At 72.1% G+C, this 25,137-nt stretch carries 19 protein-coding genes; 9 read left to right on the top strand and 10 right to left on the bottom strand.

Annotated elements, in window-relative coordinates:
- Window positions 1-83: 83 nt before the first annotated feature.
- Both C1703_RS23355 and C1703_RS23350 read right to left on the bottom strand, forming a co-directional pair.
- Window positions 84-2,429, bottom strand: a complete 2,346-nt coding sequence (locus tag C1703_RS23355; RefSeq protein ID WP_114254717.1) for a lipopolysaccharide biosynthesis protein — start codon at window positions 2,427-2,429, stop codon at window positions 84-86.
- Between the two features lie 4 nt (window positions 2,430-2,433).
- Entirely contained in the window at window positions 2,434-3,681 is a 1,248-nt protein-coding gene (locus C1703_RS23350; RefSeq protein ID WP_114254716.1) for a DegT/DnrJ/EryC1/StrS family aminotransferase, read from the bottom strand.
- Window positions 3,682-4,000: 319 nt separating this feature from the next.
- Between C1703_RS23350 and fahA the strand changes: the two genes are divergently transcribed.
- The 8 genes from fahA to C1703_RS23310 all read left to right on the top strand — a co-directional run bounded on the left by fahA (window position 4,001) and on the right by C1703_RS23310 (window position 13,608).
- Window positions 4,001-5,212, top strand: a complete 1,212-nt coding sequence (fahA, locus tag C1703_RS23345) for a fumarylacetoacetase (protein WP_114254715.1) — start codon at window positions 4,001-4,003, stop codon at window positions 5,210-5,212.
- Window positions 5,213-5,489: 277 nt separating this feature from the next.
- On the top strand, window positions 5,490-6,428 hold the full coding sequence (locus tag C1703_RS23340) for a M56 family metallopeptidase (RefSeq protein WP_114257548.1): 939 nt from the start codon (window positions 5,490-5,492) through the stop codon (window positions 6,426-6,428).
- Window positions 6,429-6,568: 140 nt separating this feature from the next.
- The gene (locus C1703_RS23335; RefSeq protein WP_198678252.1) at window positions 6,569-7,357 is read left to right on the top strand and encodes a GntR family transcriptional regulator; all 789 of its coding nucleotides are present in this window, start codon (window positions 6,569-6,571) and stop codon (window positions 7,355-7,357) included.
- Between the two features lie 33 nt (window positions 7,358-7,390).
- On the top strand, window positions 7,391-7,618 hold the full coding sequence (locus C1703_RS23330; protein ID WP_003992261.1) for a ferredoxin family protein: 228 nt from the start codon (window positions 7,391-7,393) through the stop codon (window positions 7,616-7,618).
- A 30-nt stretch (window positions 7,619-7,648) separates the two neighbouring features.
- Complete coding sequence (locus tag C1703_RS23325; RefSeq protein ID WP_114257547.1) at window positions 7,649-8,995, top strand: ABC transporter substrate-binding protein; 1,347 nt, start codon at window positions 7,649-7,651, stop codon at window positions 8,993-8,995.
- The gene (locus tag C1703_RS23320) at window positions 8,992-9,951 is read left to right on the top strand and encodes an ABC transporter permease (RefSeq protein WP_114254713.1); all 960 of its coding nucleotides are present in this window, start codon (window positions 8,992-8,994) and stop codon (window positions 9,949-9,951) included. The genes C1703_RS23325 and C1703_RS23320 overlap by 4 nt, the downstream gene beginning before the upstream one ends.
- Window positions 9,935-10,738 (top strand): ABC transporter ATP-binding protein, encoded by an 804-nt coding sequence (locus C1703_RS23315; protein WP_114254712.1) that lies wholly within the window; start codon window positions 9,935-9,937, stop codon window positions 10,736-10,738. Before C1703_RS23320 ends, C1703_RS23315 begins: the two co-directional genes overlap by 17 nt.
- 47 nt (window positions 10,739-10,785) lie before the next feature.
- The gene (locus C1703_RS23310; RefSeq protein ID WP_269803233.1) at window positions 10,786-13,608 is read left to right on the top strand and encodes a fumarate reductase/succinate dehydrogenase flavoprotein subunit; all 2,823 of its coding nucleotides are present in this window, start codon (window positions 10,786-10,788) and stop codon (window positions 13,606-13,608) included.
- Between the two features lie 182 nt (window positions 13,609-13,790).
- Here C1703_RS23310 and recQ read toward each other — a convergent pair whose 3' ends face one another.
- The gene (gene recQ / locus C1703_RS23305) at window positions 13,791-15,860 is read right to left on the bottom strand and encodes a DNA helicase RecQ (RefSeq protein WP_232840564.1); all 2,070 of its coding nucleotides are present in this window, start codon (window positions 15,858-15,860) and stop codon (window positions 13,791-13,793) included.
- 320 nt (window positions 15,861-16,180) lie between these two features.
- On the opposite strand from recQ, the gene C1703_RS23300 reads away from it, so the two are divergent.
- Window positions 16,181-16,696 (top strand): hypothetical protein, encoded by a 516-nt coding sequence (locus tag C1703_RS23300; protein WP_114254709.1) that lies wholly within the window; start codon window positions 16,181-16,183, stop codon window positions 16,694-16,696.
- Window positions 16,697-16,761: 65 nt separating this feature from the next.
- Here the strand turns inward: C1703_RS23300 and nuoN are convergent, their stop codons facing one another.
- The 7 genes from nuoN to nuoH are packed head-to-tail and all read right to left on the bottom strand — an operon-like array spanning window position 16,762 to window position 25,134.
- The gene (gene nuoN / locus C1703_RS23295) at window positions 16,762-18,411 is read right to left on the bottom strand and encodes an NADH-quinone oxidoreductase subunit NuoN (protein WP_114254708.1); all 1,650 of its coding nucleotides are present in this window, start codon (window positions 18,409-18,411) and stop codon (window positions 16,762-16,764) included.
- Window positions 18,408-19,979: an NADH-quinone oxidoreductase subunit M gene (locus C1703_RS23290; RefSeq protein WP_114254707.1), complete on the bottom strand. Its 1,572-nt coding sequence runs from the start codon at window positions 19,977-19,979 to the stop codon at window positions 18,408-18,410. Before C1703_RS23290 ends, nuoN begins: the two co-directional genes overlap by 4 nt.
- 5 nt (window positions 19,980-19,984) lie before the next feature.
- A complete protein-coding gene (nuoL, locus tag C1703_RS23285; protein ID WP_114254706.1) occupies window positions 19,985-21,949 on the bottom strand; it encodes an NADH-quinone oxidoreductase subunit L in 1,965 nt (654 codons plus the stop codon).
- Between the two features lie 15 nt (window positions 21,950-21,964).
- Window positions 21,965-22,264 carry an NADH-quinone oxidoreductase subunit NuoK gene (gene nuoK, locus C1703_RS23280; protein WP_003992252.1) on the bottom strand — a complete coding sequence of 100 codons (300 nt, stop codon included), beginning with the start codon at window positions 22,262-22,264 and terminating at the stop codon, window positions 21,965-21,967.
- On the bottom strand, window positions 22,261-23,103 hold the full coding sequence (locus tag C1703_RS23275) for an NADH-quinone oxidoreductase subunit J (protein ID WP_114254705.1): 843 nt from the start codon (window positions 23,101-23,103) through the stop codon (window positions 22,261-22,263). Before C1703_RS23275 ends, nuoK begins: the two co-directional genes overlap by 4 nt.
- Window positions 23,100-23,765, bottom strand: a complete 666-nt coding sequence (gene nuoI, locus C1703_RS23270) for an NADH-quinone oxidoreductase subunit NuoI (RefSeq protein ID WP_114254704.1) — start codon at window positions 23,763-23,765, stop codon at window positions 23,100-23,102. The genes C1703_RS23275 and nuoI overlap by 4 nt, the downstream gene beginning before the upstream one ends.
- Window positions 23,758-25,134 carry an NADH-quinone oxidoreductase subunit NuoH gene (nuoH, locus tag C1703_RS23265; protein WP_114254703.1) on the bottom strand — a complete coding sequence of 459 codons (1,377 nt, stop codon included), beginning with the start codon at window positions 25,132-25,134 and terminating at the stop codon, window positions 23,758-23,760. Before nuoH ends, nuoI begins: the two co-directional genes overlap by 8 nt.
- Window positions 25,135-25,137 lie beyond the last annotated feature (3 nt).

The following is a 25,137-nucleotide window of genomic DNA, read 5'->3' as shown; positions in this document are numbered from 1 at the left end:
GGCGTGGATCTCTCCCGTGGAGTTGCTGGCGGACGCACGGCGGTTCCCCCCTGGCGGTTCGGCTCTGTTCGGCTCTGGGTCGGTCAGTCGCTGGATCGGCCGTTCGGTTGTCTGCGGAGCGGTGGCCCCCAGGCCGTCGCGGCACGGCGGCAGAGCGGCAGGAGCAGGACGGTTGCGGCAAGGACGACGAGCAGCGGCGGCGCGACGGGTGCGAGCGCCTCGCGCCACACCCAGCCGCCGACCGCGACGAGATACAGAACCCCCCAGCGCCCCGCCCACGACAGCCGCCGGCCCGCGCTCGCGAGCAGCAGCCACAGCGGCACGAGGCACAGCAGCAGGCAGACCGGCGGTGCCCAGCGCAGCAGCGGCTCGGGGCCGTCGAGCCCCAGCGCGTCCGCGAGGAAGCCGGCCGTCTTCTCGTACAACGCCCCGTCCACCGGCCGCGGTTCCCGCCCGAGGGCGACCGGTGCGGCGTACAGGGCGAGCAGGGCCGCGGACAGTGCCGTGCCCGGCAGCCACGCCTCGCGCCGGGTGCACAGGGTGACCGCGGCGACGAACACCACGAGCAGCAGGCCGCCCGCCGTGAGCGACGGCAGGGGCAGGCCCTCCAGCAACCGGCGCCCCGTCAGCGGCGTTTCGGTGGCGCCGTCCAGCCAGGGCAGGTCGCGCAGCGGCGCCCAGAAGAAGACGGCGGCGACCCCGAGCAGGCTCCACAGGGCGCCTCGCAGCCGCCGCTCCCGGGTCCGGTCGTCGGCCCCGGCCGGGTCCTCGCGCAGGAGCGTGCCCTCCCGCGCCGCCCCGGGCCTTCGTCGGTCCTCGGCCGCGTCCGCCATCGCCTCCGCGGCGACCGCCTGCTCGGCACCGGTCCCCTTCTCCCCCGTTTCCGGTTCCGGGTGGTGCGGCCGGACGATCAGCGCGAGGGTGTCCGCCTGCAGCGCCTCCCGCTCGTATCCGGGGCGGCCGATGAACAGCGTGACCGTGTCCTCGTCGCCGTCCTTGGGCTGGCAGGCGGCCCGGCGGGCCCAGGCCGTGCCGTACCCGGCCGTGGCGTTCAGCCGCGCCCAGCGGGTGCCGTAGGAGGGGGCGGCGGGCGTACGGACGCCGGGCGCGCTGTCGTTGTGGCGCAGCGCAGCGCGCAGTCCGACCGCGGAGACGACGGCGATCAGCGTCATGCTCAGCAGCACCGCCCAGCCGGCGCCCGCGATCCCGGCCGGCGTGAACAGCACGGCCGCGCTGCCCAGGACCAGGGCGCACATGGCGCCTTGGAGCGCGGCCAGCACTCCCGTACGCCCCTGCACGCGCAGCACGCCGATGTACAGCTCCACCACCACCCGGGGCAGCGCGCCGAGGGCGAGCAGCCGCAGCACGGTCGAGCCGTGCTCGGCGTAGTCCGGGCTGAACGGCGTGAGGATGTACGGGGCGAACAGGACGAGCACCAGCACGACCGGGACCAGCAGCAGCGTCATGCGCCGCAGGGCCCCTTTGACGCCGTCGGCGAGTTGGCGCGGGTCGTGCGAGGCGTGCGCGGTGAGCGAGGAGGCCATGTTGATGGCCATGAACTCCATCGTGCCGCCGACGGTGTACGCCACGTAGAAGTAGCCGTTCTCCGCGGCGCTGAAGCGGACCGCGACCATCACCGGCAGCAGGTTGATCATGGCCAGGCTGAACAGGGCGCCCAGCGAGTCGCCGGCCAGGAAGCGGCCCATCTCCCGGACTTTCGGGGGGTCCTTGTCCCGGTCGGCGGCGGCCTGGCGCGGGATGAGCCGGCGGAAGATCAGCCAGCCGAGCGGCAGGGTGGAGAAGGCGATCGCCACCGCCCAGGAGACGAAGATGCCGAGGACGGGCAGCGCGCCGGCGAAGACCGCCAGCAGGGCCAGCTTCCCGACCGAGAACACCGCGTTCCCCGCCGGGACCCACTCGGCCTTGCGCAGCCCGGTGAGCACCCCGTCCTGGAGGGTGAGCAGCGCCCAGGCCACGCACGCCGCGACGAACACCGCCCCCGCCATGGGCGTGCCCAGCGGCGCGTACGACGCGCCCCACGCGTCGAGCGTGAGCAGGAAGACGGCCGCGGCGAGCGCCACGACCAGCGAACTCGCCGCGTACGTGCCCCACACCAGGCGTCCGGTCTCCCGTCCCGCGCGCGGGACGAAGCGGACGACGGCCCCGATCATCGTCGTCGCCGTGATGCTGGCGAGCAACCGCATCGCGGCGATCGCGGCGGAGCCCTGGCCGACGGCCTCCTCGGAGTAGTAGCGGGCGGCCACCAGCCAGAACCCCAGGCCCAGCACGGCGGACACGCCGGTGCTGAGCATGAGGAAGTAGGCGTTCTTGAACAGCGAGTCGTGGCTGTGCTCGCCGTCGGCAGGCTTCGGTCCGCCGCCGCTCTCGGCGCGCGCGGCGGCGGGCTCGTGCACCTGGATCTCAGCCACGGGACTAACCCAGCCCTCCCGGTGTCGGCCTGCTCCGGGACAGCTCTCCCGGCGCTTCGACCGGTCGTGCCCCCGACCGCTGAAGCACCTCGACGACCGTCCGCGCCCGCAGCGGGTCCACGGGCAGCGCGTGCCGCGCGAACCAGCGGGCCGCCTCCGGGGCCGGCGAGGGGTCGGTGAACTCCGCGCCCGCGTAGTCGTCCAGGGGCGGGTCGTAGAGGTAGCCGACGACCACGCCCCGCCGCGCCAGGGCCGCCATGGCCGCGTCCCGGTCCGCCACGAACAGCGGGACGCGGAACAGCGGCTGCGTCCCGTACGCCGCCCTCGGTTTGGCCCAGGGCGTGGACAGCAGCAGCTCGGTGCCCGCCCGGCAGGCGTCCAGCACGTCGTCCAGGCCGTCGAGCTTGTGTGCGATGCGCCGCAGCCGCAGCGGGCCGGACTCCAGGCGGTAGTCGTGCATGTCGACCCGCACCCACGGGTGGTGGGCCTCGAGCCCCGGCGCGTGGCGGGCGGCCCGCGCGAGTTCGTCCGGGCGCAGCGGCATCCGGATCTCCTCGCGGTCCGCCAGCCCCAGCAGCCGGACCGCCGCCCAGGCGGCGCGCCGCAGCCGCAGCCCGCGCACCGCCGCCTCCGCGTACGGCCGGACCGCGAAGGCCAGTTCGGAGCTCAGCCGGCCCGGAACGAGCAACTCCGAGCAGGTCCTCTCCACCGCGTCCCGCAGCCCCGGGTCGGCGAGCGACAGCATGCCCCCGGCCTTGGCGCCCACGTGCTTGGACAGGCTGAACACGGAAGCCTCACCCCACGCGCCGACCGGCCGGTCCCCGACCCGGCTGCCGATCGCGTGCGCGGCGTCCTCGAACAGCGGGATGCCCAGCGCGTCGCACTTCTGCCGCAGGCGCGGCGCCGGATCCGGGTTCCCGTACAGGTTCGTCGTGAGCACGGCCGACACCGAGCCCCAGACCTCCTCGGGGACGGCATCGATGTCGATCGACGCGTCGAGCGGGTTCAACGGCGCCTGCACCGGACGCAGTCCGGCCGCGAGCACGACGAAGAAGATCACGTCGTCGTTGACCGGCGACATCAGTACCCGGCCGCCGGGCGGGCACCAGTGGCGCAGCGCCACGTACAGCCCGAGACGGCACGACGGTACGTACACACATTCCCGGCCGAGCCGGACGCGCATGGCTTCTTCCAGCCGCTTCGGCTGTACACCACGCCGCACCGAACCCGGACCGGCCTCCCCAATGGCCATCCGCCCCCCTGGTGTGCCGTCGGAACGCCCCCTCCCCGAGGCCTTCCGGCACCCGCCCAGAGTCGCCCCGTTCGCACCGCTCCGTCAAGATTGCGTCGCGTCCTGTGGATAACTTCCGGCACGTACGCATGTGCGGTCCCGCCCGCCGCGCCGGTCGGGGTCGTGCGGGCCCGTCCCATCGCACCCTGGCCCACCTGCCCCGTTCGCCCGTCCGAGCCTCCTCGGACTCTGCCCGGGACCGCCGTGTCACCCGTAACGTGTGGCACGACCACGAACACGTGGCGACGACATGGCACACCCGAAAGCGAGGCAGCACCCGATGCCCCCCTTCGATGTCCCCGAGGGCGATCCCTTCGGTCCGCACAACCTGCCGTACGGCGTGTTCTCCCTGCCCGGCTCCTCGCACCGGACCGTGGGCGTCCGGCTCGGCGACCACGTCCTGGACGCCGGCGCGGCGGCCCACGCCCTCGGCTCCCCGTACGCCTCCCTGCTGGCCCGGCCGTCCCTCAACCCGCTGCTGGCCGCGGGGCGCACGGCCTGGTCGGACGTGCGCCGGGCGCTGACGGCCTGGGTGACCGTGCCGTCCCACCGCGAGACCGTCGAGCCGCTGTTCCACCCCCTGTCCGCCGTGACCCTGCATCTGCCGTTCGAGGTCGCGGACTACGTCGACTTCTACGCGTCCGAGAACCACGCCCGGAACGTCGGGCAGATCTTCCGGCCCGACGCCGAGGACTCCCTCACCCCCAACTGGAAGCACCTGCCGATCGGCTACCACGGCCGCTCCGGCACGGTCGTCGTCTCGGGCACGGACGTCGTACGCCCCTCGGGCCAGCGCAAGGCGCCCACGGACGCCGCTCCCGTCTTCGGCCCGTCCGTGCGCCTGGACATCGAGGCGGAGGTCGGCTTCGTCGTCGGCGTGCCGTCCCGGATGGGCGAGCCGGTGGCCCTCGCCGACTTCCGCGAGCACGTCTTCGGGCTGTGCCTGCTGAACGACTGGTCCGCCCGCGACATCCAGGCCTGGGAGTACGTCCCCCTCGGCCCGTTCCTCGGCAAGTCCTTCGCCACGTCCGTGTCGGCGTGGATCACCCCGCTGGACGCCCTGGAGGAGTCCCGGGTGGCCCCGCCGGCCCGGACGCACGGGCTGCTGCCCTACCTCGACGACGGCGACGAGGAACCCGGCGGCTACGACCTGCGGATCAGCGTCGCCGTCAACGGCCACGTCGTCTCCGAGCCGCCCTTCTCCACCATGTACTGGACGGCCGCCCAGCAGCTGGCTCACATGACCGTGAACGGTGCCTCCCTGCGCACCGGCGACCTGTACGGCTCCGGCACGGTGAGCGGCCCGGCGGACCGGGAGCGCGGCTCCCTGCTGGAACTGACCTGGAACGGCCGCGACCCGCTCGAACTCCCCGACGGCAAGCGGACGTTCCTGGAGGACGGCGACGTGGTGACCCTCTCGGCCTGGGCTCCGGGCCCGGACGGCGTGCGGGTCGGGCTGGGCGAGGTGACGGGGCGGGTGGTCCCGGCCTGACCCCGGCGGACGGCCCGGGTCCGGCCGGCGGTCGCCCCTCCCGGAACTCCCGATCGCGTTCGGCCCCTGACGCACACCGCCCGGCCCGTCATACTGTGCGTCGGGCGGTGTGCTCGCACGGGCGCGGTACACGGCACGTTCGCCGCGTTCACCGCGTTCCCGGGTGCGCCCGGCAGCCGCGTCCTCGGCAGTCGTGTCACCGGTGCGGGCTGCGACCGCCCTCCCCCGCACGACCCGTAGCCGCCCTTCTTCCGACCAGGAACCGGAGTCCGTGGCCATGACCGTCTGCCTGCTCCTGCTGAGCGTTGTCGCCGTGACGGCCGCCGTACCCGTGCCCCGCGCGCTGACCCGGGCCGCCTGGCCCGAGCGGGAACCGGTGGTCGCGCTGTGGGTGTGGCAGTGCCTGGTCGCCACGGTCCTGCTGTGCTGCGTGACGGCGCTCTCCCTGGGCGCCGCCGCCGTCTTCGGCACCGTCCGCGCCCAGCTCTTCGCCCCGGCCCCGCCCGCGGTGACCGCCGCGTACGACCTGTCCACCGCCCCGCCGTGGGCCACCGCGCTCACCCTGCTGCTGGCCTGCGGTGCCGCCTGGACGACCGCGATGCTCGCGCGGGAGCTCGTCGAGGCGCGCAGGCGGCGCGCCCAGGCCCGCGCCCACCTGCGCGAACGCGCCCCCGACCTGCCGGCCGGCCTGCCCGCCGCGAAGGGCCCCCTGCTGGTCCTGGAGGACGAGTACCCGGACGCCTGGTGGCTGCCCGGCAGCCCGCCCCAGCTCATCGTCACCACGGGCGCCCTGCACCGCCTCACCGGCCACCAGCTCGACGCCGTCCTCACCCACGAGCGCGGCCACGCCCGCGCCCGCCACGACTGGCTGCTGCACCTGTCCACCGCCCTGGCCACCGGATTCCCCCGCATCCCGCTGTTCGCCCACTTCTGCGACCAGACCCACCGCCTGGTCGAACTCGCCGCCGACGACACGGCCTCCCGCCGCTGCGGCCACCTGACCACGGCCCTGGCCCTGATCGAGCTCAACCAGCACCGGGGCGTCCTGTCCTGCGCCTCCAGCCACCGCCTGCTGGGCGAGCGGGTCGACCGGCTCCTGGAACCGCCGCCCCGGCTCGGCCGCCGGCACCGCGCCCTGACGACCACCACGGCCGCGCTGGTGCCGCTGCTGCCCCTGCTGATCGCGTTCGCCCCGGGGCTGACGGCGCTGTCGTAGCCGCACCGGCCCGGCTGCCGGTGGCGGAACTGCCGGCGGACACCGCGAAAACCCAGGTCGGCCAGGGAACCGGCCACCTGCCCGGTGGCGCAACATTCCCGCAACACCCCTTTTCCTATCGGATAGGTATGGTTCGATCCATGCCGACCGACCGCATCCGAGACCACGCCGGGCAGGGCGCCGCGACCACCGTCGCCGCCCACCGCGCGCGGCGCCGGCTGCGCGCCGACCGGGCCCGGCAACTGGCCGACCTGCTCCGCCGGCAGCTGCTCAGCGGCGACTTCGCCGAGGGCGTCCTGCCCCACGAGTCGGCTCTCTCGGCCGACTACGGCGCCAGCCGCAACACGGTCCGCGAGGCTCTCGACCTGCTGCGGGCCGAAGGGCTGGTGGAACGCCAGCCGGGTGTCGGCACCGTGGTCGTGGCCCGCAAGTACCCCCACGGCCTCGACCGCCTGATGGGCCTCGCGGAAACCCTGCGCGAACACGGCCACGTCACCAACGAGGTCCGCACCATGGGCCCCGCCCCGGCGCCCGCGCCCGTCGCCGCACGCCTCGGACTCGCGCCCGGCACGGACGTCCTCTACATCGAACGCCTGCGCCGCCTCAACGGTCTGCCCCTGTCCCTCGACCTCACCTACATCCCCCTCGACATCGGCGCGGGACTGCTCGGCGCCGACCTGGAGAACACCGACGTCTTCCGCCTGCTGGAAGCCGTCACCGGCCATCGTCTCGGCCACGCCGAGATCACCCTGGAAGCGGTCAGCGCGGACACCCACTCGGCCGCCGTGCTGGAGGCTCCGCGCGGCGCCGCCGTCCTCATGCTGGAACGCCTCACCCACCTCGCGGACGGCCGCCCGGTCGACCTGGAGTTCATCCGGTTCCGCGGCGACCGCATCACCATGAGCGGCCTGCTGCACCGATCCGTCTGACCCACCCGCTCGCGCACACTCCTGGAGACAGCCATGCCCTTGGCGCCCCAGCGGGCCGACGTGCCCGTGACCATCGACGAGTCGAAGTGCATCGACGGCTGCACGCTCTGCGTGGACATGTGCCCGCTGGACTCCCTCGCCATCGACGAGCGCAACGGCAAGGCCTACATGCACGTCGACGAGTGCTGGTACTGCGGCCCGTGCGCGGCGCGCTGCCCCACCGGAGCCGTCACCGTCAACATGCCCTATCTGCTCCGGTGAGAGGCCCGAACCGTCATGTCCCGAACCACCCTGAAACGCACGGCGGTCGCCGGCTCCGCGGTCGTCCTCCTGCTCCCGCTCAGCGCCTGCGGCGGTGACGCCGAGGCCGGCAGCGGCTCCACCGTCACCGTCACCGTCGGCTACCAGTCCCGGACGATCAACACCGTCACCGCGGGCACCCTGCTGCGCTCCCTCGGCTCCTTCGAGAAGCAGCTCGACGCCCTGCACGACGGCGTCCGCTACAAGGTGAGCTGGCAGGACTACGCCACCGGCGCCCCGATCACCGCCCAGATGACCGCCGGGAAGATCGACATCGGCTCGATGGGCGACTTCCCGCTGCTCATCAACGCGGCCCGCGGCAAGCAGCTCAACCGCCCCACCCGGCTGGTGTCGGTCACCGGCTACAACCTGCGCGGCGGCCTCAACACCATCGTCACCGCGCCCGGTTCGAAGCTGGCCTCGCTGAATGACCTGAAGGGCAAGAAGGTCTCCACCAGCGTCGGATCGGCCGCCGACGGCACCCTCGTACGGGCGCTGCGGCGCGCCGGCATCGACCCGGAACGCGGCATCGAGAAGCTCAACCAGCAGCCCGCCGTCGGCGCCTCGGCCCTCTCCGCGGGCAGTACGGACGCGCTGTCGCAGTTCGTCGCCTGGCCCGGCCTGCTCACCTACCAGGGCAAGGCGAAGGCGCTCTACGACGGCGCCCGGCTGAACCTGCCGACCTTCCACGGCGTCACCGCCCGGGAGGACTTCGCCGAGCGGCGCCCGGCCGTGCTGGAGGCGTTCCTGAAGGCGCAGGCGGAGGCGACCGACTACCTGAACGAGCACCCGGTGGACGCCGCCGAGAAGGTCGCGAAGGCGACCGGCCTGCCCGCCGAGGTCGTCTACCTCTACAACGGCGCTCACGGCATCGCCACCTTCGACCCGGCGATCAAGCCCCGGCTCGTGGCCGCCCTGAAGCAGGACGTGTCGATCCTGAAGTCGGCCAGGCTGACCGGCGACGTGGACGTCGACTCCTTCGTCGACGACCGGTACGTGAAGAAGGCCCTGGGACCGGCGGCGTACGCCGACCGGCTGGCCGCGCGGCCCGCACCGGCCGCGAGCGAGGCCTGGCCCAAGGGCGCCTCGACAACCGTCACCTTCAACTCCCCCTCCGCACTGCTGCGTTACGTGGCCGGACACCGCGACGCCCTGCGCGCCGCCTACGTCCCCGACACCACCACCGGCACGCTCTGGTTCGCCGACAAGGCCATATGGGTGGCCGACGGCGGCAAGCTGCTGCCCTTCGTCGCCCCCGACACCGCGCGGGCCTACGTCGCCGGGCACGCCGGGGCGCGGGTCGTCTCCTACACCGACGCCCTGGAGCGGGCCTCATGAGGCGGTATGCGCTCCGCCTGGGCTCGCTGGCCGCCGCCCTCGGCCTGTGGCAGGCGCTGACCAGCTGGAACGTCGACCTGTGGCTGCGGTTCTCGCAGTTCCCGACGGTCGCCGACGTGGCCCGGGCCTTCGCCGCCCGGCTGTCCGGGCCGGACTACTGGACGGACCTCACCGACAGCCTCACCCGGATCCTCACCGGTTTCCTGCTGGCCGCCGTCCTGGGCGTGGCCACGGGCGTGCTCGTGGCGCGCTCGCGTCTCGCCGAGGACCTGCTCGGCCCGGTGCTGGAGGTGATCCGCCCGGTCCCGGCCATCGCCCTGGTCCCCGTCGCGATCCTGCTGTTCCCCTCCAACGAACAGGGCATCGTCTTCATCACCTGCACCGCCGCCTTCTTCCCGGTCCTGGTCTCCACCCGGCACGCCGTGCGCGCGCTGACCCCCGTGTGGGAGGAGGCGGTGCTCACCATGGGCGGCGGGCGGTGGCGGATCCTCTGCTCGGTCGTCCTGCCGGGCGCGCTGCCCGGCGTCTTCGGCGGCCTGTCCGTCGGCATCGGCGTCTCGTGGATCTGCGTGATCTCCGCCGAGATGATCTCCGGCCAGTACGGCGTCGGCTACCGCACGTGGCAGGACTACACCGTCGTCGACTACCCGGGCGTCTTCGTCGGCATGGCCACCATCGGCGTGCTCGGCTGGCTCACCTCCACGGGGGTGGAACTGCTGGGCCGCCGCCTCACGCGCTGGCTGCCGCGCACCGCGTACGAGCCCGGTGCCCGGGCGCCCGGGTCCGCGCGGTCGGGCGGGGCCCGGCAGCCCGCCTGGTCCGGGCAGCCCGCCGGGTCCGGGCAGCCTCCTGGATCCGGTCAGCCCGCTGGATCCGGTCAGCCCGCGCCAGCCGCGTCCACCGCGCTGCCCGACGGGGCCCGAGCCGAGGAGACACGTGATGAGCACCTCGTCTGAGACCGTCCTGAGCACCTCGCCCGAGACGGATGCCGTCACCGCCGGAGCACCGGTGCGCGGCACCCGGCTCACCCTCGCCGGCGTCTCCCTCGGCCGCCCCGGCGCTCCCGCCCTGGACGACGTCGACCTGGACGTCGCATCCGGCGAGATCCTCACCGTCGTCGGCCCGTCCGGCTGCGGCAAGTCGACCCTGCTGCGCACCCTGGCGGGCCTGCTCGCGCCGCTGGCCGGGCAGCTCACCCAGGACGGCCACCCGCTGACCGGCCCCGCGGCCGACCGCGCCCTGGTCTTCCAGGAGGACGCCCTGCTCCCCTGGCGCACCCTGCGCGCCAACGTCGAACTGCCGCTCGCCATCCGGGGCGTGCCCCGCGCCGAACGCCGGGCCCAGGCCCAGGCCTGGCTGGAGCGGGTCGGACTCGGCGCGCAGGCCGGGCAGTTGCCGCACCGGGTCTCCGGCGGGCAGCGCCAGCGCGCCCAGCTGGCCCGCGCCCTGGCCGCACGCCCGCGCGCCGTCCTCATGGACGAGCCGTTCGGAGCGCTCGACGCGCAGACCCGCGCCGGCATGCAGGACCTGCTGGTGGAAGTGCTCCAGGGCACCGGCGCCACCGTCGTCTTCGTCACCCACGACGTGGACGAGGCGCTGTTCCTCGGCGACCGCGTCGCCCTGCTCGCCGCGGGCGGCCTCGCCGCCGTCCGGGACGTGCCCCGCCCCCGCGACCGGGGCGCGCACGACGACCCCGCGCGCCTGGCCCTGCGGCGCGACGTCCTCACCTCGCTCGGTACGTGAAAGGCACCCCGGTGACCACCTCCGTGAACCCCCCGGCGGACCCTGTCCTGGCCGTCCCCGCCCTCGCCGACGCCGAGGAGCTGACCTGCGACGTCCTCGTCATCGGCGGCGGCACCGCCGGCACCATGGCGGCCCTGACCGCCGCCGAGCACGGCGCGGACGTCCTGCTGCTGGAGAAGGCCCACGTCCGCCACTCCGGCGCGCTCGCCATGGGCATGGACGGCGTCAACAACGCGGTCATCCCCGGCCGCGCCGAACCGGACGACTACGTCGCCGAGATCACCCGCGCCAACGACGGCATCGTCGACCAGTCCACCGTCCGCCAGACCGCCACCCGCGGCTTCGCGATGGTGCAGCGGCTGGAGTCGTACGGCGTGAAGTTCGAGAAGGACGAGCACGGCGACTACGCGGTCCGCCAGGTGCACCGCTCCGGCTCCTATGTGCTGCCCATGCCGGAGGGCAAGGACGTCAAGAAGGTCCTCTACCGGCAGCTGCGGCGGCGCGAGATGCGGGAGCGGATCCGCATCGAGAACCGGGTGATGCCGGTGCGTGTCCTCACGGCGCAGGGGCGCGCCGTCGGGGCGGCCGGCTTCAACACCCGCACCGGGCAGTTCGTCCAGGTCCGCGCGGGCGCGGTCATCCTCGCCACCGGCGCCTGCGGCCGCCTCGGCCTGCCCGCCTCCGGCTACCTCTACGGCACCTACGAGAACCCCACCAACGCCGGTGACGGCTACGCCATGGCCTACCACGCGGGCGCCGAGCTCACCGGTATCGAGTGCTTCCAGATCAACCCGCTGATCAAGGACTACAACGGCCCGGCCTGCGCCTACGTCGCCAACCCCTTCGGCGGCTACCAGGTCAACCGGCACGGCGAGCGCTTCGTCGACTCCGACTACTGGTCGGGCCAGATGATGGCCGAGTTCGCGGCGGAGGTGGCGTCCGACCGGGGCCCCGTCTACCTCAAGCTGAGCCACCTCCCCGAGGAGTCCGTCTCGGCCCTGGAGACGATCCTGCACTCCACCGAACGCCCCACCCGCGGCACCTTCCACTCCGGCCGCGGCCACGACTACCGCACCCACGACGTCGAGATGCACATCTCCGAGATCGGCCTCTGCGGCGGCCACTCCGCCTCCGGCGTCCGCGTGGACGACCACGCCCGCACCACCGTGCCCCGCCTGTACGCGGCCGGCGACCTGGCCTGCGTGCCGCACAACTACATGATCGGCGCGTTCGTCTTCGGCGACCTCGCGGGCGCGGACGCGTCCCGGTACACGGCCTACGAAGGGGAGCTGCCCGCCGACCAGCTGCGCGAGGCGCACGAGTTGATCTACCGCCCGCTGCGCAACCCCGACGGCCCGCCGCAGCCCCAGGTCGAGTACAAGCTGCGCCGCTTCGTGAACGACTACGTCGCCCCGCCCAAGTCCGGAGCCCGGCTGTCGCTGGCCCTGGAGGCGTTCGAGCGGATGCGGGCCGACATCGCGGCGATGGGCGCCCGCACTCCGCACGAGCTGATGCGCTGCGCCGAGGTCACCTTCATCCGCGACTGCGCGGAGATGGCCGCGCGCTCCTCCCTGGCCCGCACGGAGTCCCGCTGGGGTCTCTACCACGACCGGCTCGACCACCCCCGGCGTGACGACGCGTCCTGGTTCCACCACCTCGATCTGCACAAGTCCCCCTCTGGTGCGATGGAGTTCGCGGCTCGTCCCGTGGCTCCCTATCTCGTTCCGGTCGACGGTTTCGACCCGGTCGGCGGCGCGCCCCGTCACCTCGGTGAGGTGCACGCCGAGGACGTCGCGACGGCGGGGGCGCGCGATGTGGCACCGGTCGCGGCCCGGGCCGGGGTCGCGGAGCCGGCCGAGGGAGCAGAGCCGGCCGAGGAAGCGGAGCCGGAACGGACCGCGACGCCGCGCACCTCACCCACGTCTCCTCCCGGCGAGCAGTCCTCCGCCCGCCTCCTCGAACTCGTCGCCCTCGCCGACGAGGAACCCGAGCTCGACGCCCTCCGGCCGTACCTGACCGATCCCGCGCCCGCCGTCCGGCGCGAGGCGGTCGCCGTGCTCACCGAGACGCTGCCGCCGGGGACGGGGCCCGCCCTCGCCGCCGCCCTGCGGGACGGCGCCGCCGAGGTCCGTGCCGCCGCGGCCGCGTCCCTGCGCGAGCTCGTCGAGACGCTCCCGCCCGAGCCCGGCCTGCGCGACGGCCTCGCCGCCGCCCTCGCCGAGCCCGACCCCGTGGTCCGCGCCGCCGCGCTGGACGTCCTGCGCGCCCTGCGCCTCGGAGACACCGGTCTGTTCGTGGCCTCCCTGACCGACTCGGACATCACCGTCCGGATCGAGGCCGTGCGCGCCCTGGTGTCGGTCGACGCCGCCGAAGCGCTGGCGGGCGCGGCGGCCGCCGACCCGTCCCGCGAGGTCCGGGTGGCGATCGCCAAGGGGCTCGCCACGGTGGGGGCGGAGCGGCTGGGTGCCGTTGCGCTCCCTCGTGGGGGCGACGCTTTCGAGGCCGACCCGATCGAGGGCGCCCTGACCGGGCTCCTCGACGATCCCGACGCCCTCGTCCGCGCGGCGGCCTACGGCGCACTGGGCACGACCGGTTGCCCGGGACCCCTCACCGCACGTGCCGTCGCCGCCCTGTCCGAGTCGGCCTGGCAGGTGCGGGCCGGTGCCGCGACGGCGCTGTCCGTCGCGGACCCCGACGTGGCCGTCCCCGCGCTCGCCAAGGCCCTGGCGGACTCCAACGCCGATGTCCGCAAGGCCGCCGTCCTGGCCCTGACCCGGCACGGAGCCTCCGCGGAGGCCCGGGCGGCCCTGGCCACGGCGACGACGGACTCCGACGCGGATGTCAGGGCGTACGCGGCGCGGGCGCTGTGACCTGACCCCCTCTCGGGCCGACGCACCCCGGCCGAGCCAGGAGCCAGACGACCCGGCCGGGGCCTGCCGAGCCACACGACCCGGCCGGGGTCCTACCGAACCCGCGACCCGGCCGCCGCTGTGCCGAGCCACACGCCCCGGCCGAAGCCCGACCCGGCCGCAAGGCCCGGCCGCAGCCCGGCCTATATCCAGTCGTCGGGCTCCGGCTCCGCGTCCATCTCGGGCCAGTAGTCCGGCCCGCCGGTGTCCTGGCCGGGTCCACGACCCGGGGTCGGGCCGGCAACCCGAGCCGGGTCGGCCGCCGGAGTCGCGCCGGGCCGTCCGCCCAAGGACGCCAGCACCTCCAGCACACCCTCCCCGTACGTCGCGAGCTTCTTCTCGCCGACCCCGCTGATCCCGCCGAGTTCGCGCACCGACGTCGGCCACACGGTGGCGATCTCCCTGAGCGTGGCGTCGTGGAAGATCACGTAGGCGGGGACGCCCTGCTCGCGGGCCTGCTCGGCGCGCCAGGCGCGCAGGGCCTCGAACGCCGGCAGCAGTTCCTCGGGCAGCTCGGCCGCGGCCGTCCTGGCCTTGCGCTCGCTCCGCCCGGAACCGGAGGACGACGAGGAACCCGACCGGGAGGTCACCGGCTTCTTCGGCTCCTTGCGCAGCGGCACCTCGCGCTCCCGCCGCAGCACCGCCCCGCTGGCCTCGGTCAGCACCAGCGTGCCGTACTCGCCCTCGACCGCGAGCAGCCCCTGTGCCAACAACTGCCGTATGACGCCCCGCCATTCGCCCTCGGTGAGGTCGTCGCCGATGCCGAATACGGACAGCTGGTCGTGATCGAACTGGATGACCTTGGCGGTGCGCTTGCCCAGCAGGATGTCGACGATCTGCACCGCGCCGAACTTCTGCCCGCGCTCCCGCTGCAGCCGCACCACCGTCGACAGCACCTTCTGCGCCGCGACTGTGCCGTCCCAGGTCTCCGGTGGGGTCAGGCAGGTGTCGCAGTTGCCGCAGCCGGCCGGGTCCGGGTCCTGGCCGAAGTAGGCGAGGAGCTGGCCCCTGCGGCACTGGGCCGTCTCGCACAGCGCCAGCATCGAGTCGAGGTGGGCCTGGGCCCGCCGCCGGAAGGCCTCGTCGCCCTCACCGGACTGGATCAGCTTGCGCTGCTGTATGACGTCGTTCAGCCCGTAGGCCATCCAGGCCGTCGACGGCAGGCCGTCCCGCCCGGCCCGGCCCGTCTCCTGGTAGTAGCCCTCGACCGACTTGGGCAGGTCGAGGTGGGCGACGAAGCGGACGTCCGGCTTGTCGATGCCCATGCCGAAGGCGATGGTCGCCACCACGACCAGGCCGTCCTCCCGCAGGAAGCGGGACTGGTGGGCCGCGCGCGTCCCCGCGTCCAGGCCCGCGTGGTAGGGCACCGCCTCGATGCCGTTGCGGCTGAGGAACTCGGCGGTCTTCTCCACGGAGTTGCGCGACAGGCAGTAGACGATGCCCGCGTCGCCCGCGTGCTCCTCGCGCAGGAAGGCCAGCAACTGCTTCTTCGGGTCGGCCTTGGGCACGATCCGGTACTGGATGTTGGGCCGGTCGAAGCTCGCCACGAAGTGACGGGCCGACGGCATGTTCAGCCGCTCGGTGATCTCCTGGTGCGTCGCACGCGTGGCCGTCGCCGTGAGCGCGATGCGCGGCACGTCCGGCCAGCGCTCGCCGAGCAGCGACAGCGCCAGGTAGTCGGGCCGGAAGTCGTGGCCCCACTGGGAGACGCAGTGCGCCTCGTCGATCGCGAAGACGGAGATCTTGCCGCGCGAGAGCAGATCGAGCGTGTTCTCCAGCCGCAGCCGCTCCGGCGCCAGGTACAGCAGGTCCAGCTCGCCGGCGAGAAACTCGGCCTCCACCATCCGGCGCTCGTCGAAGTCCTGCGTGGAGTTCATGAACCCGGCCCGCACGCCCAGTGCCCGCAACGCGTCCACCTGGTCCTGCATCAGGGCGATGAGCGGGGAGACGACCACGCCCGTACCGGGCCTGACCAGGGACGGGATCTGGTAGCACAGCGACTTGCCGCCGCCGGTGGGCATGAGCACGACGGCGTCGCCGCCCGCGACCACGTGCTCGATGACCGCTTCCTGTTCGCCGCGGAAGGCCCCGTAACCGAAGACCCGGTGCAGCGCGGTCAGCGCCTCGCTCGCGTCGGCACCGAGGGGTCCGGCGGGGCCGCTGCCCGCACCGGCGCCGGCCCCCGTCTCGGTCACCGCGTCCAGTTCCGTCATCACACTCGTCCCGCCCGTAGCGCCCATCGTTCGTCCCCCGTGCGTCGCGCCTCGACCACTGCGTCCACCATAGGCGTCCGCACCGACAGCCCCGGAGTTATCCACAGGTCCCGCCCGGTGAGTGCGACGTGTCCACACTCGCGTTCGACTCAGCCCAACGGACGGCTCGCCTGGCACGCCCCCACCGGCCGGGCGATGCTGCTGACGCGGGCCGGGTGGGGATCACACCCCCTGTCCGCGCTTTCCCCCACCGGGCGCCACCGCGCCCTCACGACGGGCGCCCGCCTGCGGGCGTCCCTCTCCGCAAGGAGCGACTCGACATGTCCCCCCTCAAGGCCGCCTGCGCCCTCGCCCTGACCACCGCGCTCGCCCTCGCCGCTCCGGCCCAGGCCGCCGGACACGGCCACGACTCGGAGCCCGAGCTCGTGCAGACCTACGCCGCCACGCGCCACTACCAGAACGTGAAGCGCGCGATCAGAGACGACTACCTCCCCGCCGGCCCGTGCGCCGCCCTGCCCGGCGAGGGCGCCATGGGCTACCACTACATCAAGCAGCGGCTCATCAACTCCACCGATCCGGTGAAGCCCGCCGCGGTCGTCTACCACAAGGACAAGCACGGCAAGCTCCGCGCCGGAGCCGTGGAGTGGATCGTCCGTGACGCCGACCAGAAGGTGGAGACGGACTGGGACCGCCCGGTCATGTTCGGCGACCGGCACTTCGACGGGCCGGAGGAGATCCCCGGTCTGGGCGTGGTCTACACGCTGCACGCCTGGATCTTCAAGGACAACCCCAGGGGCGTTTTCTACCCCTGGAACCCCAGGGTGCAGTGCCCCTGACCCGTACACGCGAAGGGACCCGGCCCTCCGAGGAGAGACCGGGTCCCGCACGCGCACGCGGGGCGTCAGCGGACGAACACGCCCGCCTGCCCCGCCAGGTCCAGGAAGTACTGCGGCGCCACACCGAGCACCAGCGTGACCGCCACCCCCACCCCGATCGCCGTCATCGTCAGCGGCGACGGCACGGCCACCGTCGGGCCCTCGGGCCGCGGCTCGCTGAAGAACATCAGCACGATGACGCGGATGTAGAAGAACGCCGCGATCGCCGACGAGATGACGCCGATGACGACCAGCGGGGCCGCCCCGCCCTCCGCCGCCGCCTTGAACACGGCGAACTTCCCGGCGAACCCGGACGTCAGCGGAATGCCCGCGAAGGCCAGCAGGAACACCGCGAACACGGCCGCCACCAGCGGGGACCTGCGCCCGAGCCCGGCCCACTTGGACAGGTGCGTCGCCTCACCGCCCGCGTCACGCACGAGCGTGACGACCGCGAAGGCGCCGATCGTCACGAACGAGTAGGCCGCCAGGTAGAACAGCACCGACGAGACGCCGTCGGGCGTGGTCGCGATGACACCCGCGAGGATGAACCCGGCGTGCGCGATCGACGAGTACGCCAGCAGCCGCTTGATGTCGGTCTGCGTGATCGCGACGATCGCACCGCCCAGCATGGTGACGATCGCCACGGCCCACATCACCGGCCGCCAGTCCCAGCGCAGGCCGGGCAGGACGACGTACAGCACCCGCAGCAGCGCGCCGAAGGCCGCCACCTTGGTCGCCGCCGCCATGAAGCCGGTCACCGGGGTCGGCGCGCCCTGGTACACGTCCGGTGTCCACATGTGGAAGGGCACCGCGCCCACCTTGAACAGCAGGCCCATCACCAGCAGGGCGGCGCCGACCAGCAGCAGCGCGTCGTTGCCCATGGTGTCGGCGAGCGCCGGGTTCACGTCCTGGACGGTGCCGTCGACGACCTGCGCGATCGTCGCGTACGACATCGAGCCCGCGTAGCCGTACAGCAGCGCGATGCCGAACAGCGTGAACGCGGAGGCGAAGGCACCCAGCAGGAAGTACTTGACCGCCGCCTCCTGCGACATGAGCCGCTTGCGGCGGGCCAAGGCGCACAGCAGGTACAGCGGCAGGGAGAAGACCTCCAGGGCCACGAACAGCGTCAGCAGGTCGTTGGCCGCCGGGAAGATCAGCATGCCGGCGACGGCGAACAGCAGCAGCGGGAACACCTCGGTGGTGGTGAATCCGGCCTTGACCGCCGCCTTCTCGCTCTCGCTGCCCGGCACGGACGCGGCCTGCGCGGCGAAGGAGTCGACCCGGTTGCCGTGCACCACCGGGTCGAGGCGCCGCTCGGCGAAGGTGAACAGGCCGACCAGGGCCGCCAGCAGGATCGTGCCCTGGAGGAAGAGGGCCGGTCCGTCGACCGCGATCGCGCCCATCGCCGCGATGCGTGCCTTGGTCGTGCCGTACCCGTCGGCCGCGAGCGCGACGACCGCGGCGAAGGCGGCCGCGAGCGCGACGACGGACACGAACATCTGGACGTAGTAACGGGATGTGCGCGGTACGAACGCCTCGATGAGGATCCCGATGATCGCCGCACCGACGACGATCAGGGTGGGCGCCAGCTGTCCGTACTCGAACTTCGGCGCGTCGATCTTGGTGATCGGTTCGGCCGCGGTTGTCCACAGGATGTGGACGGCTGATGCGCTCACTTGGCCGCCTCCACCTCGGGCTGGGGGTCCTTCTTCTGTACGTCGGACATGGTCTGCTTGACCGCCGGGTCGATGATCTGTGTGACGGGCTTCGGGTAGACGCCCAGGAAGATCAGCAGGACGACCAGCGGGGCGACCACCACGAGTTCCCGCACCCTGAGGTCCGGCATCGCGCTCACCTCAGGCTTCACCGGGCCCGTCATCGTCCGCTGGTAGAGGACGAGGGTGTAGAGCGCGGCGAGGACGATGCCGAAGGTGGCGATGATGCCGATCACCGGGTAGCGCGTGAACGTGCCGACCAGGACCAGGAACTCACTCACGAACGGCGCCAGGCCCGGCAGGGAGAGCGTCGCGAGGCTGCCGATCAGGAACGTGCCGGCGAGCACCGGGGCGACCTTCTGCACTCCGCCGTAGTCGGCGATGAGCCGCGAGCCGCGCCGGGAGATCAGGAAGCCCGCGACCAGCATCAGCGCGGCCGTCGAGATGCCGTGGTTGATCATGTAGAGCGTCGCCCCGGACTGGCCCTGGCTGGTCATCGCGAAGATGCCCATGATGATGAAGCCGAAGTGGGAGATCGACGCGTAGGCGATCAGCCGCTTGATGTCGCGCTGGCCGACCGCGAGCAGCGCCCCGTAGATGATGCTGATCAGGGCGAGGACGAGGATCGCGGGCGTCGCCCACTTGCTGGCCTCCGGGAAGAGCTGGAGGCAGAAGCGGAGCATCGCGAAGGTGCCGACCTTGTCGACGACCGCCGTGATGAGGACCGCGACGGGAGCCGTCGACTCCTGCATCGCGTTGGGCAGCCAGGTGTGCAGCGGCCACAGCGGCGCCTTCACCGCGAAGGCGAAGAAGAAGCCGAGGAACAGCCACCGCTCGGTGCTGGTCGCCATGTCCAGCGAGCCGTTGGCCCGGGCCTCGGCGATCTCCTGGAGCGAGAAGTTCCCGGCGACCACGTACAGGCCGATCACCGCGGCCAGCATGATCAGGCCGCCGACCAGGTTGTAGAGGAGGAACTTCACCGCGGCGTAGGAGCGTTGCGTCGCCGCCGCCTTCTCGCCGTGCTCGTGGGCACGGTCGCCGAAGCCGCCGATGAGGAAGTACATCGGGATGAGCATGGCTTCGAAGAAGATGTAGAAGAGGAAGACGTCGGTGGCCTCGAAGGAGAGGATCACCATCGCCTCGACGGCGAGGATCAGGGCGAAGAAGCCCTGCGTGGGCCGCCACCGGCTGCTGCCGGTCTCCAGCGGGTCGGCGTCGTGCCAGCCCGCGAGGATGATGAACGGGATCAGCAGCGCCGTGAGCCCGATGAGCGCCACGCCGATGCCGTCCACGCCCAGTTCGTAGCGGACGCCGAAGTCGGCGATCCAGGCGTGGGACTCGGTGAGCTGGTAGCGGTCGCCGTCCGGGTCGAAGCGGACCAGGACGACGATCGCCAGGACGAGCGTGGCGAGCGAGAAGAGCAGCGCCAGCCACTTGGCGGCGGTGCGCTTCGCGGCCGGTACGGCGGCCGTGGCGATCGCCCCGACGGCCGGGAGCGCCGCTGTCGCTGTCAGCAGAGGAAAGGACATCGGTATCAGACCGCCCTCATCAGCAGGGTCGCGGCGACGATGACCGCCGCGCCGCCGAACATCGAGACCGCGTAGGAGCGGGCGAAGCCGTTCTGCAGCCTGCGCATCCGCCCGGAGAGGCCGCCGACCGAGGCCGCCGTGCCGTTGACGACGCCGTCGACCAGGGTGTGGTCGACGTAGACCAGGGACCGCGTGAGGTGCTCGCCGCCGCGGACCAGGACGACGTGGTTGAAGTCGTCCTGGAGCAGGTCGCGCCGGGCGGCCCGGGTGAGCAGCGAGCCGCGCGGGGCGACGGCCGGGACCGGGCGGCGGCCGTACTGCGACCAGGCGAGGGCGACGCCGAGGACCATGACGGCGACCGTGGACAGCGTGACCGTGAGGGCGCTGATCGGCGGGTGGCCGTGGTCGTGGCCGGTGATCGGCTCCAGCCAGTGCAGGAAGCGGTCGCCGATGCTGAAGAACGCGCCGCCGGCCACCGACCCGACGGCCAGCACGATCATGGGGATCGTCATGACCTTGGGCGACTCGTGCGGGTGCGGCGGGGTGTACTCGCCGCGCGTCTCGGCGGCGGGCTCCACGTCCGGCTCGGCCGGGGACGGAGTCGGGGCGTGGCGCCAGCGCTCCTCGCCGAAGAAGGTCATCAGCATCACGCGCGTCATGTAGTACGCCGTGATGGCCGCGCCGAGCAGGGCGCAGGCGCCGAGGATCCAGCCCTCGGTGCCGCCCTTGGCGAACGCCGCCTCGATGATCTTGTCCTTGGAGAAGAAGCCGGACAGGCCCGGGAAGCCGATGATGGCCAGGTAGCCGAGGCCGAAGGTGACGAAGGTGACCGGCATGTACTTCCTGAGGCCGCCGTACCTCCGCATGTCGACCTCGTCGTTCATCCCGTGCATGACCGAGCCGGCGCCGAGGAAGAGCCCGGCCTTGAAGAAGCCGTGCGTCACCAGATGCATGATCGCGAAGACGTAGCCGATGGGGCCGAGGCCCGCGGCGAGGATCATGTAGCCGATCTGCGACATGGTCGAGCCGGCCAGGGCCTTCTTGATGTCGTCCTTCGCGCAACCGACGATCGCACCGAACAGGAGCGTGACCGCGCCGACGATCGTGACGACCAACTGCGCGTCCGGAGCGCCGTTGAAGATGGCTCCGGAGCGGACGATCAGGTAGACGCCCGCGGTCACCATCGTCGCGGCGTGGATGAGGGCCGAGACCGGGGTCGGGCCCTCCATCGCGTCCCCTAGCCAGGACTGCAGCGGCACCTGGGCGGACTTGCCGCAGGCGGCGAGCAGCAGCATCAGGGCGATCGCGGTCAGCTTGTCCTCACCGGCGGCACCGGCGAGTCCTGCCTCCTCGTGGCTGCCGAGCACCGGCCCGAAGGCGAACGTGCCGAACCACAGGAACATCAGCATGATCGCGATGGACAGGCCCATGTCGCCGACGCGGTTGACCAGGAAGGCCTTCTTCGCGGCCGTGGCGGCGCTGGGCTTGTGCTGCCAGAAGCCGATCAGCAGGTAGGAGGCGAGACCGACGCCCTCCCAGCCGACGTACAGCAGCAGGTAGTTGTCGGCGAGGACGAGGATCAGCATCGCCGCGAGGAACAGGTTCAGATAGCCGAAGAAGCGGCGGCGCCGCTCGTCGTGCTCCATGTAGCCGACGGAGTACAGGTGGATCAGCGATCCGACGCCCGTGATCAGCAGCACGAACGTCATGGACAGCTGGTCGAGGCGGAAGGCGACGTCCGCCTGGAAGCCCTCGACCGGGATCCAGCTGAACAGGTGCTGGCCCATGACGCGGTGTTCGGCGTCCTGGCCCAGCATGTCGGTGAACAGGACGAGACCGAGCACGAAGGAGACGGCCGCGAGCAGCGTGCCGATCCAGTGGCCGACGGCGTCCAGCCGGCGTCCACCGCACAGCAGGACCGCCGCTCCGAGCAGGGGCGCCGCCACCAGCAGCGCAATGAGGTTCTCCACGATTCTTCCGACCCCTTACAGCTTCATCAGGCTGGCGTCGTCGACCGAGGCCGAGTGGCGGGCGCGGAACAGGGACACGATGATCGCGAGCCCGACCACGACCTCCGCGGCGGCGACGACCATCGTGAAGAAGGCGATGATCTGGCCGTCGAGGTTGCCGTGCATCCGGGAGAAGGCGACGAACGCGAGGTTGCAGGCGTTGAGCATGAGCTCGATGCACATGAACACGACGATCGCGTTGCGCCTGATCAGCACGCCGGTGGCGCCGATCGTGAACAGCAGGGCCGCGAGATAGAGGTAGTTGACGGGGTTCACTTCGACGCCTCCTCGGGCCGCTTGAACGTGGCCGGCTCGATGGCCTTCCGCTCCAGGCGCTCCTCGGCACGCTGCTCCAGGGCCTTCAGGTCGTTGAGCGCCTCCTGCGACACGTCCCGGATCTGGCCCCGCTCGCGCAGGGTCTTGCTGACCGTGAGGTCGGAGGGGGTGCCGTCGGGCAGCAGGCCCGCGATGTCGACCGCGTTGTGCCGGGCGTAGACACCAGGGGCCGGCAGGGGCGGCAGTTGCTTGCCCGCGCGGACCCGCTCCTCGGAGAGTTCGCGCTGCGTCTTGGCGCGCTCGGTGCGCTCGCGGTGGGTGAGCACCATGGCGCCGACGGCGGCCGTGATGAGCAGGGCGCCGGTGATCTCGAACGCGAAGACGTACCGGGTGAAGAGGAGGGCGGCGATGCCCTCCACGTTCCCGCCGGCGTTCGCCTGGCCGATGCCGTTGAACTCCTTCAGGGAGGCGTTGCCGATCCCGGCGATCAGCAGGACGCCGAAGCCGAGTCCGCACAGCAGGGCGAGCCAGCGCTGGCCCTTGATGGTCTCCTTCAGGGAGTCCGCCGCGGTGACGCCGACGAGCATCACCACGAACAGGAACAGCATCATGATCGCGCCGGTGTAGACGACGATCTGGACGACGCCCAGGAAGTAGGCGCCGTTGGCGAGGTAGAACACCGCCAGGATGATCATGGTCCCGGCGAGGCAGAGGGCGCTGTGCACGGCCCTCTTCATGAAGACGGTGCACAGGGCGCCGATCACCGCGACCGTGCCGAGGATCCAGAACTGGACGGCCTCTCCGGTGGAAGTGGAGTAGGCGGCGAGCTGGGCGGTCATCGGCCGATCACCTTCTCCGACGCCGGTTCCGTCCCGCCGAAGGTCGAGTCGGCCTCCTGCACCACCTCGCCCTTGGAGTGCGCGACCTGGCGCTCCGTACCCGGGGCGGCTTCGGTCACCAGGCCCCGGTAGTAGTCCTGTTCGTCCGTGCCCGGGTAGATGGCGTGGGGCGTGTCGACCATGCCCTCCTCAAGACCGGCGAGCAGCTGCTCCTTGGTGTAGATGAGGTTGGCGCGGCTGGAGTCGGCCAGCTCGAACTCGTTCGTCATCGTCAGCGCGCGCGTGGGGCACGCCTCGATGCACAGGCCGCACAGGATGCAGCGGGCGTAGTTGATCTGGTAGACGCGGCCGTACCGCTCGCCCGGCGAGTAGCGCTCCTCGTCGGTGTTGTCCGCGCCCTCGACGTAGATGGCGTCGGCGGGGCAGGCCCACGCGCACAGTTCGCAGCCGACGCACTTCTCCAGGCCGTCCGGATGGCGGTTGAGCTGGTGCCGTCCGTGGAAGCGGGGAGCCGTGGTCTTCTGCTGCTCCGGGTACTGCTCGGTCAGCCGCTTCTTGAACATGGCCTTGAAGGTCACGCCGAAGCCGGCCACCGGGTTCATGAAACCGGGCTTGGTGTCCTTCGGTTCCTCGGCCTGCGAACGCTCGAGTTCCTCAGCCATCGGACGCCTCCTTTCCATCCGTAGATCCGCCCAGAGGTCCGTCACTCTGAGTATCGGGGGCACCACTGACAATCAGCTCCCGCTCACGGCGCGAGCGGCGTCGCGGGACGGGCGGAAGTTCCTGTCCCGGCAGGGGCGGTACGGGGAATCCGCCCGCCATCGGGTCGAAGGCGGCCGGGGGCTCGGCCGGCGGTTCGGCCTGCTTCGCCTTCTCGCGGAACATGTCGGCGACGAAGGAGAGCAGCAGCACGGCGAGGACGCCGCCGCCGACGTAGAGGGCGATGTCGGCGAAGTCGTAGCCCTCGTTCCGGAAGGCCCGGACGCTCGCGACGAGCATCAGCCACACCAGCGAGACCGGGATGAGGACCTTCCAGCCGAGCTTCATCAGCTGGTCGTAGCGGACGCGCGGGAGGGTGCCGCGGATCCAGATGAACATGAACAGCAGCAGCTGCACCTTGACGGTGAACCACAGCAGCGGCCACCAGCCGTGGTTGGCGCCTTCCCAGAAGGTGCTGACGGGCCAGGGGGCCCGCCAGCCGCCGAGGAAGAGCGTGGTGGCGACGGCCGAGACGGTCACCATGTTGACGTACTCGGCGAGCATGAACATCGCGAACTTGATCGACGAGTACTCGGTGTTGAAGCCGCCCACCAGGTCGCCCTCGGACTCCGGCATGTCGAAGGGTGCGCGGTTGGTCTCGCCGACCATCGTGACGATGTAGATGATGAAGGAGACCGGCAGCAGCAGGATGTACCAGCGGTCGGTCTGCCCCTCGACGATCGTGGATGTCGACATCGACCCCGAGTAGAGGAACACGGAGGCGAAGGCGGCGCCCATCGCGATCTCGTAGGAGATCATCTGCGCGCAGGAGCGCAGGCCGCCCAGCAGCGGGTAGGTCGAGCCGGAACTCCAGCCCGCCAGCACGATGCCGTAGATGCCGACCGAGGCGACCGCGAGGATGTAGAGCATCGCGATCGGCAGGTCGGTGAGCTGCATCGTGGTGCGGTGGCCGAAGATCGAGATCTCGTTGCCGGCCGGACCGAAGGGGATCACCGCGATCGCCATGAAGGCCGGGATGGCCGCGACGATCGGCGCGAGGACGTACACCGCCTTGTCCGCGCGCTTGACGACGACGTCCTCCTTCAGCATCAGCTTGATGCCGTCGGCGAGCGACTGGAGCATGCCCCAGGGGCCGTGCCGGTTGGGTCCGATGCGCAGCTGCATCCAGGCGACGACCTTGCGCTCCATGACGATGGAGACGAGCACGGTCACCATCAGGAAGGCGAAGCAGAACACCGCCTTGATGACGACCAGCCACCAGGGGTCGGTGCCGAACATCGAGAGGTCTTCAGCGGCGAGGTACGGACTCATGCC

The sequence above is a fragment of the Streptomyces sp. Go-475 genome (assembly GCF_003330845.1).
Taxonomy (GTDB): domain Bacteria; phylum Actinomycetota; class Actinomycetes; order Streptomycetales; family Streptomycetaceae; genus Streptomyces.
This window is presented reverse-complemented; position numbering and strand designations above follow the sequence as displayed.